The organism is Pseudoalteromonas byunsanensis (genome assembly GCF_001854475.1).
GTDB classification, from domain to species: Bacteria; Pseudomonadota; Gammaproteobacteria; order Enterobacterales; family Alteromonadaceae; genus Pseudoalteromonas; species Pseudoalteromonas byunsanensis.
In genome coordinates this window covers 24350-41589 of record NZ_MNAN01000028.1, presented here as the reverse complement: position 1 = coordinate 41589, position 17240 = coordinate 24350, and the positions used below count along the sequence as shown (strand labels likewise).

At 40.9% G+C, this 17240-nt stretch carries 19 protein-coding genes; 7 read left to right on the top strand and 12 right to left on the bottom strand.

What is annotated here, in order from left to right; translation table 11 throughout:
* The first annotated feature begins 404 nt into the window (after positions 1-404).
* Positions 405-1259, top strand: coding sequence for a bifunctional methylenetetrahydrofolate dehydrogenase/methenyltetrahydrofolate cyclohydrolase FolD (gene folD / locus BIW53_RS07770; RefSeq protein WP_070991300.1), 855 nt, complete (start codon positions 405-407; stop codon positions 1257-1259).
* Between the two features lie 102 nt (positions 1260-1361).
* Here the strand turns inward: folD and BIW53_RS07765 are convergent, their stop codons facing one another.
* The 8 genes from BIW53_RS07765 to prmB all read right to left on the bottom strand — a co-directional run bounded on the left by BIW53_RS07765 (position 1362) and on the right by prmB (position 10252).
* Positions 1362-3872: a hypothetical protein gene (locus BIW53_RS07765; protein ID WP_070991299.1), complete on the bottom strand. Its 2511-nt coding sequence runs from the start codon at positions 3870-3872 to the stop codon at positions 1362-1364.
* Between the two features lie 62 nt (positions 3873-3934).
* A complete protein-coding gene (locus tag BIW53_RS07760; protein WP_217495707.1) occupies positions 3935-4444 on the bottom strand; it encodes a DUF4402 domain-containing protein in 510 nt (169 codons plus the stop codon).
* Between the two features lie 39 nt (positions 4445-4483).
* Positions 4484-4981: a hypothetical protein gene (locus BIW53_RS07755; protein WP_070991297.1), complete on the bottom strand. Its 498-nt coding sequence runs from the start codon at positions 4979-4981 to the stop codon at positions 4484-4486.
* A 21-nt stretch (positions 4982-5002) separates the two neighbouring features.
* Positions 5003-5761 (bottom strand): fimbrial biogenesis chaperone, encoded by a 759-nt coding sequence (locus BIW53_RS07750; RefSeq protein WP_070991296.1) that lies wholly within the window; start codon positions 5759-5761, stop codon positions 5003-5005.
* A gap of 262 nt (positions 5762-6023) precedes the next feature.
* A complete protein-coding gene (locus BIW53_RS07745; RefSeq protein ID WP_070991295.1) occupies positions 6024-7019 on the bottom strand; it encodes a phytanoyl-CoA dioxygenase family protein in 996 nt (331 codons plus the stop codon).
* A gap of 90 nt (positions 7020-7109) precedes the next feature.
* Positions 7110-7979, bottom strand: a complete 870-nt coding sequence (locus BIW53_RS07740) for an MBL fold metallo-hydrolase (RefSeq protein WP_070991294.1) — start codon at positions 7977-7979, stop codon at positions 7110-7112.
* A 185-nt stretch (positions 7980-8164) separates the two neighbouring features.
* Positions 8165-9265 carry a chorismate synthase gene (aroC, locus tag BIW53_RS07735; protein WP_070991293.1) on the bottom strand — a complete coding sequence of 367 codons (1101 nt, stop codon included), beginning with the start codon at positions 9263-9265 and terminating at the stop codon, positions 8165-8167.
* Positions 9266-9316: 51 nt separating this feature from the next.
* Positions 9317-10252: a 50S ribosomal protein L3 N(5)-glutamine methyltransferase gene (prmB, locus tag BIW53_RS07730; protein ID WP_070991292.1), complete on the bottom strand. Its 936-nt coding sequence runs from the start codon at positions 10250-10252 to the stop codon at positions 9317-9319.
* Positions 10253-10341: 89 nt separating this feature from the next.
* On the opposite strand from prmB, the gene smrB reads away from it, so the two are divergent.
* The 3 genes from smrB to BIW53_RS07715 all read left to right on the top strand — a co-directional run bounded on the left by smrB (position 10342) and on the right by BIW53_RS07715 (position 12233).
* A complete protein-coding gene (gene smrB / locus BIW53_RS07725) occupies positions 10342-10899 on the top strand; it encodes an endonuclease SmrB (RefSeq protein WP_070991291.1) in 558 nt (185 codons plus the stop codon).
* Positions 10900-10994: 95 nt separating this feature from the next.
* Complete coding sequence (locus BIW53_RS07720) at positions 10995-11798, top strand: response regulator (protein WP_070991290.1); 804 nt, start codon at positions 10995-10997, stop codon at positions 11796-11798.
* Between the two features lie 168 nt (positions 11799-11966).
* A complete protein-coding gene (locus tag BIW53_RS07715) occupies positions 11967-12233 on the top strand; it encodes a hypothetical protein (RefSeq protein ID WP_070991289.1) in 267 nt (88 codons plus the stop codon).
* A 200-nt stretch (positions 12234-12433) separates the two neighbouring features.
* On the opposite strand, the gene BIW53_RS07710 is transcribed toward BIW53_RS07715, so the two are convergent.
* Positions 12434-13039, bottom strand: coding sequence for a peroxiredoxin C (locus BIW53_RS07710; protein WP_070991288.1), 606 nt, complete (start codon positions 13037-13039; stop codon positions 12434-12436).
* A 247-nt stretch (positions 13040-13286) separates the two neighbouring features.
* Positions 13287-14000 carry a fatty acid metabolism transcriptional regulator FadR gene (fadR, locus tag BIW53_RS07705; protein ID WP_070991287.1) on the bottom strand — a complete coding sequence of 238 codons (714 nt, stop codon included), beginning with the start codon at positions 13998-14000 and terminating at the stop codon, positions 13287-13289.
* Positions 14001-14178: 178 nt separating this feature from the next.
* On the opposite strand from fadR, the gene dsbB reads away from it, so the two are divergent.
* Complete coding sequence (gene dsbB, locus BIW53_RS07700) at positions 14179-14694, top strand: disulfide bond formation protein DsbB (protein ID WP_070991286.1); 516 nt, start codon at positions 14179-14181, stop codon at positions 14692-14694.
* On the top strand, positions 14691-14993 hold the full coding sequence (locus BIW53_RS07695; RefSeq protein ID WP_070991285.1) for a hypothetical protein: 303 nt from the start codon (positions 14691-14693) through the stop codon (positions 14991-14993). The genes dsbB and BIW53_RS07695 overlap by 4 nt, the downstream gene beginning before the upstream one ends.
* A gap of 29 nt (positions 14994-15022) precedes the next feature.
* On the opposite strand, the gene BIW53_RS07690 is transcribed toward BIW53_RS07695, so the two are convergent.
* Positions 15023-15328 (bottom strand): ComEA family DNA-binding protein, encoded by a 306-nt coding sequence (locus BIW53_RS07690; protein WP_070991284.1) that lies wholly within the window; start codon positions 15326-15328, stop codon positions 15023-15025.
* Between the two features lie 267 nt (positions 15329-15595).
* On the opposite strand from BIW53_RS07690, the gene BIW53_RS07685 reads away from it, so the two are divergent.
* Positions 15596-15898, top strand: coding sequence for a YebG family protein (locus BIW53_RS07685; protein WP_070991283.1), 303 nt, complete (start codon positions 15596-15598; stop codon positions 15896-15898).
* A gap of 66 nt (positions 15899-15964) precedes the next feature.
* On the opposite strand, the gene BIW53_RS07680 is transcribed toward BIW53_RS07685, so the two are convergent.
* Positions 15965-17155 carry an amino acid aminotransferase gene (locus BIW53_RS07680; protein WP_070991282.1) on the bottom strand — a complete coding sequence of 397 codons (1191 nt, stop codon included), beginning with the start codon at positions 17153-17155 and terminating at the stop codon, positions 15965-15967.
* Positions 17156-17240: the final 85 nt, after the last annotated feature.

Below are 17240 nucleotides of genomic sequence, written 5' to 3'. Positions count from 1 at the left end.
ATTTGAACCTGCGACCCCTTGGACCCAAACCAAGTGCGCTACCAAACTGCGCTAATCGCCGATACCATTTGTTGTTTTCGAGTGACCTCGTTGACAACGGGGTGCATAATAGTGATTTGGCCGAACTAGGTCAAACACTTTTTCAAAAAATCGTTTCAACTGACTACTTTTGCTACAAAATGTTCAAGAAGTAGATCACTTTGCTGAAAATTAAACAGTTTTGAGGCCCTATTTGGCGCTGATAAGCAGATATTATTAGGTAAAACGGTATATCAGCTTGGCGCTTGCGCTGTTTTCTGAGAAAATAGCACAATGACGCTACTTTATATTGTTAAGTGGCAATTTGAGCGCAACCCCTATACGCTCACTATCGTTCAAGTTTTTAATCCCAAGAAAGGTCACCCATGACGGCAAACATCATAGATGGTAAGGCAATCGCCAAACAAGTACGCACAACAGTAACTAAACGTGTTGCCGAGCGCGTTGAACAGGGTCTTCGTGCCCCAGGACTCGCAGTTGTATTGGTAGGGCAAGATCCTGCCAGTCAAGTTTATGTTGGTTCAAAACGTAAAGCATGTGAAGAAGTCGGGTTTATTTCAAAGTCTTTTGACCTCCCAGGGGATACAAGTGAACAACAGTTGCTAGAGTTAGTTGATGCTTTGAATAACGACCCTGAGGTTGACGGTATTTTAGTTCAATTGCCTCTACCTGAAGGACTTGATGCTGAAAAAATTCTTGAGCGTATTCATCCACATAAAGATGTAGACGGTTTCCACCCATATAACATTGGCCGCCTAGCACAGAGAATGCCAGCACTTAGACCTTGCACACCGAAAGGTATAATGACGCTACTTGATTCAACAGGTGTCCGTTATAAAGGAATGCATGCTGTCGTTGTTGGTGCTTCAAATATTGTTGGTCGCCCTATGTCTTTAGAGCTTTTACTGGCAGGCTGCACAACCACCGTATGTCACAAGTTTACTCAAGATTTAGAAGCACATGTTAGACGAGCTGATTTATTGGTAGTCGCCGTTGGTAAGCCTGAATTTATTCCTGGGGATTGGGTTAAAGAAGGTGCCATTGTAATTGATGTGGGTATCAACCGTTTGGATTCCGGCAAATTAGTTGGTGATGTTCAGTACCGTATCGCAGAGCAAAACGCCAGCTTTATCACGCCTGTACCTGGTGGTGTTGGCCCTATGACAGTAGCTAGCTTGATTGAGAACACTCTTGAAGCTTGTGAAAAATACCATAGCTGAATTTAAGCTCTGATTTTAAAAATAAAAAGCCACATCTTGTTGTGGCTTTTTGCTGTCTGTAACAGCTCTAATAACCACTTTCACTCTCATAAATTTCGTTACTTATAAAGATTCCTTACTGGCTATTGCTTTAGGTATAAGCTTAATAGGCTCTAAAAAGAAAATATAATCATCTGCCATTTGTGTATCTATCACTTGCTGACAGTTTTCACATTCAAGGTTGTGATCACGCAAATATTGCTCAGGTACTGTTAGTAAATATTGGCCCTTCTGAAGTCTATCTATTATGAAAAAGCCATCATGCTCTGTACTGTATTCTCTCAATGAAGATTGCTCACCTTCGAGTGTTAGTATTTCAAGGGGGACAAAACCACTATTTCGCTCCTGCTTACCTTGAGCATTAAACTTTATTACCTCCCCTTCTGCCTCAAAAACTTGCTGAAAAGGGAGCGCAACATCTATGACACCACCGGGATGTGATTCAAGTTGCACCGTTGGGAAAACCGGGATCAAAAAAGGGTTGTCTAATGACTCTGCGTCCACATGAAATATAGTAGGATCATAAACGTCTACTCCCACCATGTGCGATTGTTCTTCGGAAACAAACTCCTTTGGTCGCTGCTGTGAAGCTTTTAGCTTAACACCATTTAGGATAGGCTCCGAAAGCTCTCCATCCCACATACCATTATAGTTTGAGTCCAAAAAGGCCCAATTTTTGACTACACTACCTCGCCTATACGACGAACTACTTAATGTTTTTAACGGAGCCTTGCCATGAAATGAAAAAGAAAAATTCAGCGTCGCTACGCTTTCACCGGCAGTGCTGTTGGATAAAGAAAAACTTAGAGACACGGATTCTAGTGACTTCGAAAGTCGAAATTTAGTTGTTGTATCCTTGCGCTCTGGAGCGTAACGGACAGATGTAGAAAAGTTATACCCTTGCCAGTACTTGTTGTAGGACAGCATAAATTGGTCAGCTTTTCGTTCATAAAACTCACGGCTTAAGGATAGATTCAACGCTCCCCAACTACTATTGTATGAGGAAACAAACGATACCTTGTCAGCACTAAAACCGCTCACTTGATTGTTCCAACTAATATAGTGGCTATGTCCCTTTGCAGAATATCCTAGTTTAAACTCTACACCTTGTTCTTGAGCATTAAACCCAGAACTCGATGCATCATAATAACGACTATCAAACTTGAACACTTCACCTGTGTATATATAGCCTACAGAGCGACTCCTAACGATAGAATCTTCCATGTCGCGCTTACTATTTTGCAAATATACGGCGTGGTTGTTACTGTTAATATTCAATTGACCTTCATATATCAACTGATCGCTATAGCCAAGTTTGGAAGTGAACAGCGAGCCCGTGTCGTCCCGCCACTCGATATCCGTGAAAGGGATCAGGTTGCTTTGTTGCTCGCTGTCACTCCATTCCAATCCACCACGTAACAATGTCGACTTGCTATAAATATAAGTGGCATTGGCCATTGCGAACTTGCGCTCATTTTTTGCCCCATACGTTTTAAGTAGGCTTTCACTAGAATCAACGTACAAAAATTCAGGAGTCCACTGCCCCTCCCTTAATCCCTGCCAACTAGGTTTAGATATGGCGCGCTCCTCTACCCTTCCATCAGGATAGTTAAAACGGATCCGATATACCGCTCGATGATCTCTAAAATTTAGCCCTTTAAACTCATAGAAACCATCGTCACGAGCGACTACAAAATCCAGCAAATAATCATTTTGAAATAAAGAAACTTCGGTGCCAGGTATAATATAACCACTAACATTTTCTTGTAACTTCTGGCTCCTCCTTTCATCTTGACCAAAATACAGTCCGACCCCTTTTGAAACGTTCTGAGAAAGCGTAGCTTGGGACGCTCTCACATCTCCAAACTTATAGCTCATTGGCACTCTATGCATATGGAGTTTACGAGAAAAAACAGCTTCTCCAGTCAATTCATTATTATCACTTTGACTCATTTGAATATCAGCTTGGTGATATAACAAATCCTGCGTAAGCTGTGCATATGCGTAATACCCAGCATCCTTTTGATGCTTTAGCGCTAAATTAACGTCCATATTAGGAGCCGTAAACGCACGATATTCATTTTCTTTAACCAATAACGATGCTTTTCTTTCCTTAATAGCTGCTATAAGTTTTTTCCTCTCCTGCGCTATTAGCTCTTTGGTTCTAGGATGCATATCATTAGTTATTATCCGCAACCATTGCTTAGCGTGATTGAATTCATATTCTATTGAGAGAACTGCCAACAAACGGATTGACACAAATGGCTCATCTTCTTCAAGCATAAATAGCTCTGGAGATAGAGTTTTGTTTACTTCTTCATCCCAAAACTTCCCCGTTAGCAGCCCAGAGTTCATATCAAGTATGAGTTCACAAGCTAGATGCTCATTAAAGCTCTGTAGTGAAAGGTAGAAATTCTCGTAGTCTCGAGTAATAAGTTCAACTTCACCAGAAACGAGTCGGTTGTCGATTTTCAGATCAGCAAAAATAAAATCGAGGTACTCTTGCGCCTCACCACTGCGAGTAATGAGTAAATTCAGTAGTATAAAAAACAGGAGGAAAGCTGAACGTTTCACAGAAGCAGTTGGAAGTTAAAAGTTGCAGAAGCTAGCTGCCTTGCAGCTAGCACTTTTTGAGGTTACTGATATGCAGCTACAATATCGTAAGTGAATGATTTAACACCAGGGTTTTGCATTGCTAGGTCATGGTCAATCAAAGTAATTGTACCGAAGTTGCCTAAATCCAAAATACCACCAGAAGTTAACTTCTGGTGTGTGGCAAGGGTAGAAGACTCAAGAAGGTTCATAGTAAAACGCAAGCCGTCTTGATCTTGTGACTGTGCAGGTAATGTCCATGTTACGTCCGCGTAAGGTACACCCGACAGTCTAAAGTGAGCATAAGTCCCAGAACCTGTACACAATCTGTCTTCGGCAGATCTACCAGACGGCTGGTTTGGTTGTGACGTACAAACTGCACCGACGTTAGTAGCACGAGTGATCATCAGCTCAGGGAAAGACATTGCTTGAGTTTGCGTGATTGTAAGTGGCACTTCTTCCTTTTTAAGTGTTACTTCAACAGTGAACTGCTCTGCATTTGCTGTTGCGCTAAGAGCTAGAGCCATAGCTAGAGTCGAGATCTTTTTCATCATGATTTCCTTTAGTTAATATTTTAATGGGTAGAAAAATTATTATTGGTAAGCTACTGAAATATCAAAGGTAAAATAATATTCCGAGCTGTTAGCAGCGTCTTTATCCACTAGCGTAATCATACTTTGTGCGACATATTCAGCAGTACCTGAAGCATTTAGGCGTAAAGTTTTTACAATTGGCGTGGCATGTTTGTTGGTGGTCAAGCGCAAACCGTTGATCGTGTGATCGGCTGTATGGGTCAGTACTATAGTAGCATTCGCAGCTCCCACAATGTCGAATACTCCAGGCTGACCTATCAAGCCAGGACAAAGTGAGCGAGCACTATTATTTGGGTTAGGCGTACCCGTTGCACTGCAATAGGCTCCTTCCTCAGTACTATTATCTGAGAGCAAATCTGGAAACTGCAGCTTCTTAACTTCAATTATCTCTAGTACGGTTTTTACAGCTTCATAATTAACCTGAAAACCGAATTCCTTTGCTGATGTGCCAACAATTGGAAGCATGACTAGTAATACCCACAGCAGAGGCTTTCTCATAATATATTCCTTTAAATATGATTATATTTTTGTCTCAAATTGCAATTCTGCGTTTTCAACCAAGCTTTCAAGAGCGATGGTAAGTTCGCCGCTTATTTTCTTGGCATCAATATCTGTTTTAAACGTTCGCTGATTTAACTCTGGGTAAATACTAACCTGATTCGCACGATATAATTCATTCCCTTGCTCATCTTTGACGACTAAATTACCACTAAAAGACCCTACACCCTCACGAGAGAAAACCAAGTTCAACATATTATCTTCACTACTAATAAAATGCTTTTTTAGTGTTGCCTTAGCTTTTTCTTCAGCTGAATAATTTTTAATAAAAACAGGAATTATATACTTAACATTTGGTTGAATGAAAACTCCAGATACCTGCTTTACCACTTCTGAAGTTAAAGATTCGACCATAAGGTGTGAACGGAACTCGCCTTTTTCTTTAACGCCTTTTTTGATAATACGAATTCTGGCAAAACTTTGGGGAGGTATATCTCGAGCAACTCGTGGACCAATTCTCAAATAATCTTTGGCAGATAGAGCATACTCATCAACAGCTTCTAAGTGCCCCGCCTCATGCATTTGCATTTCTGTAAGCATAACTCTGAAGCTTTGTAATCTATCTGAGTCGTTGTAAATCCGAAACTCTTGTCTGCGGTCATCTTGTTCAAAAACAATTCTTGTTTTATCAAGTTTAAAACTGGCTGCTTGGATTGAAAATACCATGAAAAGCGTAGTGAAACAAAAAGCGACTAGTATAGCTCTATTTATAAAAGACAATTTAAACCCCTAAAGACATCAAGATCAGACAGAACATTAACACATTATTAATATCCAACCATCTTTATTAAACATTGATTACACAAGAAATAATTTGAGGGTCACTTTACACGATGTTTATAAAACAGGCAAAAACAAATAACAGCAAGAGCTATAAAATATAAATAATGAGTATAAAAATACCAATAATGTATTTATTCAATATTAGCCGTTGATTCTTTTTTCTTAAATGACAAAAATATTGACGTTCATTTGTAGTTATTCACCGAGTTTTTGGAAACGGATACATATTGATGTATTGGACTATTCTTGGTTGCTCGGTCAGATTGGGGCGGCTTCCATGAGGCAAAAAATGGTGCCAAATCACCATATCACCAGCATTTGCACCAATGGCCCTAGAACCAAATTGATGAAGGTCAATCTGATGTTGCTTACTCACATATTGTTTGATCTGTTTAGGCAACTGATGATGGAAGCCTGGTACAACCGTTAATGCCCCTTGCTCTGGTGCTGTATCGGTCAAATATACTATGCCTTGAGTACCAAGTTGTAGTGGTTTGCAAAGGTTAAGATCCCAGTGTAAATCGGGACCTGAAAATGGATGTGTATGGGTCTGTGGAGGGTTAAAACCACACCGATCGGTAGACACGATTAGGTCTTCTGTCCCCCATAACTGGCTATAAGCTTTATGGATCCGTTTCGCATTACGTGCCTGTGTTAAAGCGGGGTGCTGAATTAATTCAACCATAATGCCAGCGCGCAGTTCCAAATCATACCACTTTGATGAGTCATTAAGATCAACACTCAAAAAATCAGCAATGGCTTTTTTAACTGCAGAACATTGTTTCAGATCCAATGCCTCTTTTAAGATCACATAACCATCTTCTTGCCACTGTTGCAAATCTTCTGAAGTTAGCACATCTGGCATGGCTGCTATTTCGTCAAACCTTTGCTGTATCTGTGCAGGCTGATTTACCCCATTAAGATATGCACTGGCGCGATTTAAATTCAACAGACTAAAGCTACTTATTTTGGCAATATGACTTAAAAAGCCATCAAATGATAAAGCGTTCTCATATACTGCTGATATACCTTGATGTTGACTGACACCCAGTAAGTCGAATATAGCTCGATCAACCTCACTATCTAACTTCAACTCAGAGTCAGCTGAGTTAAGCAATTGAGTGTGTTGCCACCAAACAGTCTCTAACAAAGATGTATCACAGAGCAAGCTTGAAGAGTTTACAGATGATGCCATTAATATTCCTTCATATGTGCATGTAATAATACAACTGAGCGCACAATAGATTGAGAGCTGGTAATAATATCAGCTGAATTTTACCCGTTATCAATCATTACCTTCTGAGGACATTAAACTGCGATAAAACAATTTAGTTACACGTTCTTGAGGTAGCCAATTTGCATAACTCAATTTTAGCTCCGCCAGCGGCTGAGCCGCTACAACAGCTTCTAAGCTTTGGTGCTTTTCTATCGCTGCAAGCATGATGCTTTTAGAGTGCTCAAGAAGCGCTTTATATTCTGTCAAACCATCTTTATTGGTAACAGGGCCATGACCTGGGATCACAATCGTCTTATCATCGATACGCTCAAGGATATTAGCAACGGACGCTATCACTCCATCAAGTGAGCCACCACTATCTACATCGACAAATGGCAGACTGTTTAAGTTGAAAAATATATCACCTGTATGTACAGCGTTAGCGCGTTCATAAAAAATCACCGCATCACCATCCGTATGGGCATTGGCATAATGCCAAACTTTGGCATTCTCACCATTAAAATGCAGCGTCATGTCTTGGCCAAAGCTGATCACTGGCAAAAATTTCGAACCTTCACCATGTTTGTCTTTCAAGCGACGATATACGTTTTTGTGCGCGATAACATGGCTACCCGCGTTTGCAAAATTTTCGTTCCCACCTGTATGATCACCATGATGATGTGTGTTGATAACAAACTCAGGTACTTCTGGCTTTAGTTTACTTATTTGTGCTCGTATGCCATCACTCAATTTCGCAAACTGATCATCTACCAGATAAATACCATCTTCACCCACACTGATAGCTATGTTTCCACCTTGACCATAGAGTACATGAAGATGGGGCGATAGCTGTCGCAGTTTGAATTCTACTTCAGCACTAGCATGGTTCATTGCACACAGTACTAAGGGTAACAAAAGTACTTTCAAGATACGCTTCATAATCAAATCCATTACAGTTTCGTTGGTATAAGATATATTTCAACCTTTTGATTAATAAGGTAGCTTATTTTTATATTAGTGGGAAAGTATTCTCTACTTCAGGGGGGATTTTTTTCGGGGTGAATGAAAAATAGTGTCTGGCTTTCATTTTCCTGCGGATCATGAAAACCAGTTACTATACGACGTTATTCTATACTGGCTTTGATAGGACCATGTGCTAATTGCACATCTGGGTTTTGCCCACGCTGGCGTAGCAAATGATCCATCAAGGTTATCGCCATCATCGCTTCAGCAATTGGTATAGCGCGAATACCAACACATGGGTCATGACGCCCTTTAGTGACCATCTCAACCGCTTCATTTGAGGTATTAATACTTTGACCAGGAATGGTAATACTAGATGTAGGTTTAAGCGCTATTGAGGCGATGATATCTTGCCCCGTTGAAATACCTGCCAAAACTCCACCCGCATGATTGCTGGTAAAACCATCTGGTGTTAACTCGTCACGGTGCTGGGAGCCTTTTTGCTCCACAACTGCAAAACCATCGCCAATCTCAACCCCTTTAACCGCATTGATACTCATTAAAGAATGAGCTATCTCTGCATCTAAACGGTCAAAAACCGGCTCTCCCAAGCCAACAGGTACATTTTTAGCAACAACCATCACTTTCGCGCCAACAGAATCTCCAGACTTTTTCAGTTCACGCATGTACTCATCAAGTTCATCCAACTTGCTTTCATCGGGAAAGAAAAATAGATTCTGCTCAACCTGCTTCCAGTTGAATTGCGTGGCTTTAATTGGACCTAATTGCGATAAGCAGGCATTAATTTCAATGCCATGTACTTGGCGCAGATATTTTTTCGCAATACCACCTGCTGCTACTCTAATTGCAGTTTCTCTCGCTGATGAGCGCCCTCCACCACGGTAGTCGCGGTGACCATATTTATGCCAATAGGTATAATCCCCGTGACCTGGGCGGAACACATCAGCAATTTTTCCGTAATCCTGAGAACGTTGATCGGTGTTTTCAATCAACAGGCCAATACTGGTACCCGTTGTTTTACCCTCAAATACTCCGGAAAGAATCTTGATCTCATCCCCTTCTCTGCGCTGCGTGGTGTAGCGACTTTGTCCGGGCTTTCGTCTGTCTAAATCAATTTGTAAATCAGCTTCACAAAGCTCTAATCCCGCCGGAACACCATCAACCACACCACCTAAGGCTGGGCCATGACTTTCTCCGAAGGTGCTCACTTTAAAAAGCTGACCTATGCTATTACCTGCCATTATTTATCCTCATTCCAAATGACACCCTAAACCACTGAGTTAAATCATTAATCAGTCATTAAAATATTCAATTAATTGCTGCTTTGAAACCACAAACACACCAAGACCACCGTGCTCAAATTCAACCCATTCAAACGGTGCGCCCGGATACAATGCTTCCATATGTACCATAGAGTTACCTACTTCTACAAACAGCCAACCATCATCAGTTAAGTGTTCAGCCGCCTGTTGTAAAATAGTACGAGTTACATCCAAGCCGTCTTCACCTGATGCCAACCCAAGTTCTGGTTCATGATGAAACTCATGGGGTAAATCCGCCATATCTTCAGCATCAACATAAGGTGGATTGGCAACGATTAAGTCATACTTCTGACCTTCGATACCACTAAATACATCAGACTGAATCGCAAACACCTGATCTTGAAGCATATAGTCATCAATATTGATATTGGCCACTTCCAACGCGTCATACGAGATATCCACTGCATCTACTTGTGACTCTGGAAAAGCCTGCGCTAATGCAATCGCAATACAGCCAGAGCCCGTACACATATCCAAAATACGCTCAACGGGCTGAGCTTCTCTCAACCAAGGAGAAAACCTGTTATTGACTAATTCCGCAAAAGGCGAACGAGGAACCAATACTCGCTCATCAACATAAAAAGGCATTCCCGCAAACCATGCTTGATTGGTCAAATAAGCAACTGGGGTACGCTCAACAATACGCGTTTCGATATAACTCAACAACCTTAGTTTTTCGGTGCGAGTTAGACGCGAGTTCATTAGCTCTGTTGGAGTGTCCAAAGGCAGATTTAAAATAGGTAACACGAGACTTACCGCTTCATCCCACGCGTTGTCAGTACCATGTCCAAAAAACAGCCCCTCGCTTGCAAACTGGCTAGTGGTCCAACGCAGCCAATCTCTGATTGTTAGTAAATCGCTTACCGTTTCTTGCGTTAACGCTTCTGTTACCTGAAATTCGCTCATGTTTTTATCTCAGTCATCATAATGTAATTGTTGCTATTGTAGCGGTTTTTAAGCTGGGTTTTTATGCTTTTTTTATTTAGAATGTCCCAATGAAAAAAGAACGCCCAAACTCCCACATGATTAATGATGCTGATTTTGATTTATTCCGTCAGTCTATTGCTGGTGCAACAGAGTATAAACAAGATACAGTGCGCTTTGACAAGGCTCCAAGCAAGCCCAAATTAAATGAGCTTGCCAGCCAAACAAAACAGCATCAGTCTGAGTTTTATTTTTCCGACGAGTATATCCCTGACATTGATACCCATGGCACTGTAAACTATGTCAGACCGGGTGCAGACAGATACCTTGCTAAACAATTGCGCAGAGGAGATATCGCGCCAGAGTTGATCCTCGATTTGCACGGCTTAAACAAAGATCGCGCTAAAGAAGAGCTTGCTGCGTTAATCCATGCGTGCAAAAAGCAGCACTACTACTGTGCCTGTGTGGTTCATGGCATTGGTGAACACATATTAAAACACAAAGTGCCGCAATACCTTGTTCAACATCCAGATATACTTGCCATGCATCAGGCTCCCCTAGAATATGGCGGCAAGGGCGCGGTTTTAATTTTAGTTGACCTTCCACAATCAAATGAATTTAGGCGCTAAGCAAAGCCATACGCTTAATTAACTGGCTCCTAAGCCCACCTTTGGTTAATATGCTCGTAAACAATATCGATAACGCATACATTAACAGGGTTCATATGAACGAATTACTAAGTGCTGATCTTGCTATCTTGCTTATTGAGCCATCTCCTACGCAAAGAAAAATTATTACTAAAGAACTGCAAGGCGAAGGTATATTGCATATTGATTTTGCCGATTCTATCGCTGATGCAAAAGCCCAATTAGAAAGCAGTATTCCGGATCTTATAATTTCTTGTCTTCACCTACCCGATGGCAGTGCAGTAGATATCCAGCATCATATTAATAATGATCTCAGCGAATACTCCATTCCGTTTATGCTGATTTCCAGTGAAACACGAAAAGAGCAACTGGAAATATTTAAACAATCTGGTGTGATTGCTATTTTACCTAAGCCATTTAATAAACAACATTTAGGCAAAGCAATCAACGCAACTTTAGACATTTTATCACCGCAAGAGCTAGAGCTAGACCTTTATGACATTCAAGATCTACGCGTACTCATTGTTGATGATTCTAAGCTAGCGAGACAATACATACACAGAGTATTGACGAACTTAGGAGCCAGCCGATTTACTGAAGCTGAAGATGGTGCTCAAGCCCTTGAAATATTACAAACACAAATGTTTGATTTAATCGTTACCGATTACAATATGCCACAAGTTAATGGTCAGGAACTCACAGAGTCAATCCGCAACAGTGACAAGCATGCGCATATTCCAGTGCTGATGGTGACCTCAGAAGCAAATGACGCGCACTTGTCCAATATTATGCAATCTGGCGTCAACGCACTGTGTGACAAACCTTTTGAACCTGATACTGTGAAAAAATTGATTTATCAGCTGCTTGAACAAGATAGCTAAAATATAGCGTTTTTAACCATACTCAGTGGTCAATTTAGTACTTTCAATATCATTGACCACGACACCATAAAAATAAAGTACAATAAAAACAACCACATAAAATATTTTCATAACATGGCACAACCTTTGTAATAGTTATCACGACTAACAATCCAAAGGAGCAATATTATGAAAACTTTATCAAAACTAACTGCTATCGTATTAATTAGCTGTGCAAGTGCAACTAGCTATGCAAACCCACTACAATCTGATACCACCGTCGAACTATCCGATGTGATCAGTAATGCTATCACTACTAGCATCAACAACAGCATTGAAGAACTTAAAGCTTCAACACTTAAAGCGGTAACTCAGTCTTTAGACATCGCTTCGGAACAAGAAGCCACTGTGGTTATGTCGAAGTCGACTAAAACTCAAGAGGAAAGCTCATTATGAGTTATGAACTAATGTTATTGAGCTTACTTTCTTTACCAGTCATAAGTACATTTGTGGCGTATATGGGAATTGAGCTACTTCGCTTTGTCGGACAAAGACTAAGCGTGGGGTAAGTGTATGGTGGTATCTAGAATAAACAAGGCGTGCAGGCAAATAAAAACCCGCCAAGCGGCGGGTTTTACAAAACGAAAGACAGCTTATTATAGCGCGTTTTCGTTTTCAGATAGGAACTTAGCAACACCTTCAGGGCTTGCGTCCATACCTGCTTTACCTTCAGTCCAACCAGCAGGGCATACTTCACCGTGCTCGCTGTGGAAAGCTAGAGCGTCAACCATACGTAGCATTTCATCAATGTTACGACCTAAAGGAAGATCGTTAACTACTTGGTGACGTACATTACCTTCTTCGTCGATTAGGAATGAACCACGGAACGCAACGCCAGCTTCTGGGTGCTCAACGTCGTATGCTTTACAGATCTCGTGTTTTACGTCTGCAACAAGTGCATATTTAACTGGACCAATACCACCTTCGTTTACTGGTGTATTACGCCAAGCGTTGTGTGAGAATTGTGAGTCGATTGAAACACCGATAACTTCAACACCACGCTTTTGGAACTCTTCAAAACGCTTGTCAAATGCGATCAACTCAGAAGGACAAACAAAAGTGAAGTCTAGTGGGTAAAAGAACACAACCGCTTTTTTACCTTTGATGTTTTCATGTAGATTGTAGCTATCTACGATTTCGCCATTACCTAGTACCGCTGCTGCTGTAAAGTCTGGTGCCTGACGGCCAACTAATACACCCATTGTTTTCTCCAAATAGTTAGGTTTTTGTCCAATTATATCTAGCACATATCCATGCGCTAAAACTGTACTGACTATATTGAGGCAAATTTAAAAAAAACAACCTCAAAACAAATTTGGCCTCAGTGTATTCCTCATCACCTAAAAATAACAATCGAATAAAGCGATAACTATCATCTATTTTTTTGATTAAGACTTGGATCAGCAATACAAAAAACGCCTCATTTGGGAGGCGTTTTTTGATAATCTATTAATCCATAATGTTGTCAGGCATCTCACCACGGAGCTGCTGCCAGATCTCACCAGTTTTATGACCATATTTACGCATTAGCGAAATAGCACCATCATGATTTTGCTCTTGGGCTAATATAGTGAGATCTTTATAAAACTGTCTTGCAAGTTCTCTTGTGCGAGCATCAGAAAAATAGTGACCACCTATTTTTGAGTACAATCCTTTAAAGCCATTAAGTACTAGCACGTAAATACGGTTGTTACCTGCAACAGCTAATTGGTGATGAACACGGTAATCATATTCGGCAAAAGCCTCCGCAGTGTCTTCTAGCTCATCACTTTTTGATAGTATTTCAATGACTGATTGAGGGTTAAACTTGATTGCAGCACGAGTATAAATAGCGCTGATATTTGTGCGAGCAGATAAAAGTTGATCCGTTAACTCCGGCATCTTATCTTCATCCAAGCGCGCGAGTGTCTCAAGGATGTTTAAACCAGATGTTTCCCAAAAGTTATTTACGCGTGTTGGCTTCCCATGTTGGATAGTTAACCAACCATCTCTGGCTAATCGCTGAAGTACCTCACGTAGAGTGGTTCTCGTCACACCAATTAATTCAGACAGCTCTCGCTCGGCAGGTAAAATAGAACCCGGTGGAAACTCTCCGTTCCATATAGATTCAACAATATACTCCTCAGCAAACCCTGCTGGACTCTTGGCTTTGAAAATTCTCATTTAGCACCACTTATTAAAAAATGACCGCACATTATGCAATCCACTGATTGTACCAGATGATTTTCAACTAACAAGCAAAGAAAACGATTAGTAACCTGCTTAGCGCTATGCCGAGATTAGTTGCAGCAAAAAGCGTTTATGACTCATAATAGCAACAAAATAATACTCAGGAGTAGGTATGAATTGGTTAAGTGCACTGTCGTCATCTAAGAAGGCATGGGCGTTACTGGCTTTAAGTGCCGGATTATTCGAAATCACGGCGTTGTATTTTCAATATGTGATGGGGCTAGAGCCGTGCATCATGTGTATTTATCAACGTACCGCCATGCTTGGCTTATTTGCAGCGGGTATTGTGGGCTATTTATCACCGACAAACTGGCTAGTTAAAGGATTAGGATTTACCATTTGGGGAATAAGCAGTATTTGGGGTTGGATTATCGCCCGTGAACACATCAATATGCAAACAACCACAGACCCCTTTGCCTTTACCTGTGACATCGTGCCAAACTTTCCTAGCTTTATGCCGTTGCACGAGTGGTTCCCCGCATTTTTTGCAGCTACAGGTGACTGTGGGAACATTGATTGGTCTTTCTTAACACTCAGCATGCCTGGTTGGATGGAAATCATATTTGCGTTCTATAGCTTAAGCTTTATCGTTATTTTGGCCTCAAGTCTTTTGGTTCGCACTAAATGATTATCCGCCTTAGCCAGATAAAATCTCTCGAGCCTTACAAGCTGCGTGACAAACAACGTATATTGGCCATCGCTTTGGATGAAATGCCTGCTACGCGTAAAGTGACACTGCGTATCGCTAAGCTTACGGTATTAATACCTTTTTTCATCGCCTTAGCCTACTTTGAAGGGTGGAGCTTATTACCTATTTTACTAGTAGCTGGACTTAGCTACCCTATCCTTACCAGTCCAATTGAAATCATATTTGCTAAGCCGTGGCTTAATGAAGCTGTTGACAAATTTGAATCTGAGCAACGCTAGAAAGGGCCCGATGGGCCCTTAAACCTTGCTTAAAAACGAATCTTGCCCTCTAATTTAGCTGCGATTCGGCTCCCAATGCCTTTAACTTGTTGTAACGCATCAAGGTCTACAAACCGGCCGTTTGTTTGGCGGTAGTCAATAATAGCCTGAGCTTTCTTTTGGCCGACTCCCGGCAGCTTTGCCAGTTCATCAATTGAAGCTGAGTTAATATCAACTAAATGGGTGGTATGGTCAACGATCGTAACGCGAGTAGAGTCATTGAGCTCTTGAGCACTTGCATTGCAATTAAGCCCAAAGCCGATGATTAAAGTTACAACAAATATAATTGATTTCATTATAGTAGTTCCTTACTAGTTATATTCCTTAATTTAATCCTTTGCGTAAGTACTCATACTTCAAAAATACTTACTATCAAGGAACATTAAATAAAGGAAATGTACCTTAATTTGTCAAGATACTTGTCCATGAAAAACACTCAGGTAGTTTTAATTTAATAAAGTTACGTTATGCTGGTTAAGATAAAGGGCAAGAGTGAATAAAACCTTGCATAATGCATCATAAAGATTTACTGTATAAAAAAACAGTGTTTAGCAGGAGTGATCATGGCTGTTATTGTTAAGTATGTGGTTGAAAGAAACGGAGTCGAGCGCATGACCTTTACCAGTAAAAAAGAGGCTGATGCATACGACAAAATGTTAGACGTTGCAGAGTCGTTGGAGCAGATGCTGAGCAAAGTTGATGTTCCCCTTAGCGAGCAACAAGTTGAATCGCTAGCACTTGAGATTGCGAAGCAAAAAGATGAATTTGTAGCTGTGCTAAAGGGCAGTAAACCCGCTGTAACAAAAAAAGCTAAGCCCTCTGCCAAATCAAACACTGAAAATGTAACGCCGTTAAAAGAGGCGTAGGTAGTAAGGGTTACAACTGACAATAAAAAAGCCGCAATGTGCGGCTTTTGTATATCTAGCTGTTTGTTACTTCAATACATCAGCAACGGCATTAGCGAAGTAATCGATGTTTGCTTGGCTGATACCAGCAACATTTACTCGGCTCGATCCAACGATATAGATACCATAATCTTTTTGAAGACGATCAATTTGCTCTTTATTGATACCTAAGAATGAGAACATACCATTTTGTTTATCAATGAAAGAAAAGTCCTGAGCAACGCCCTTAGCCGCTAAACTATCTTTGATTAACGTACGTAGCCCATTGATGCGTGAACGCATTTCATCTAACTCTTCGTGCCACATTTGGGTTAATTCAGTGCTGCTTAAAATTGTATTTACAATATCAGCACCATGCGCTGGAGGCATTGAATAAATGCTACGTACAACACTCAACAATACTGAGTTTGAGATGTCTGCTGTTGCTGCATCTTTAGAGATGAGTGTACACGCACCCACTCGCTCACGATACAACCCAAAGTTCTTTGAGCACGAAGAGCAAATGATAAGCTCATCTACTGCGTCAGCAAGTAAACGTAAGCCATAGGCATCTTGATCTAAGCTTGCACCAAAACCTTGGTATGCAATATCAATTAATGGTGTAAAACCTACTTCTTTTGCTAGTTCAGCAACCACTTTCCACTGCTCTGCATTAAGATCCATGCCGCTTGGATTGTGGCAACATGCATGAAGTAATACAACATCACCTTTTGGCACTTGTTTTAGCGCATTGATCATTTCATCAAAAAGCAGGCCCTTATTTTCGTAGTCATAGTAAGGATATTCTTTAACCTGAAGGCCTGCTGCTTCAAATAAACTAATGTGGTTTGCCCATGTTGGAGTGGTAACCCACACTGTTGCATTGGTATTACAACGTTTGATGAACTCCGCAGCAACGCGTAACGCACCAGTACCACCTGGCGTTTGAGCTGTGCGAACTCGATTAGCCAATAATGTGCCGTGCTCACCTAGAAGCAACGACTCCATCTTATGACAAAAATCCAAGTTACCTGCTAAACCAATGTAAGATTTCGTTTTTTCATTTTCTAATCGAAATGCTTCCGCCTTTTTAACGGCACGTAGCACAGGTGTATCGCCCTGTTCGTCTTTATAAACCCCAACGCCTAAATCAATTTTGTTTGGGTTTGTATCTTGCTTGTAAGCTGCCATCAATCCTAGGATTGGATCTGTTGGTAGTGGTTTTAATTCACTGAACATGGGTCATCTCTTATTTTACGTTATATCAGCGAGCAATATCTGCACTGCACGGGCGCTATGCCTCGCTGAACACTAGGGTTTAAAC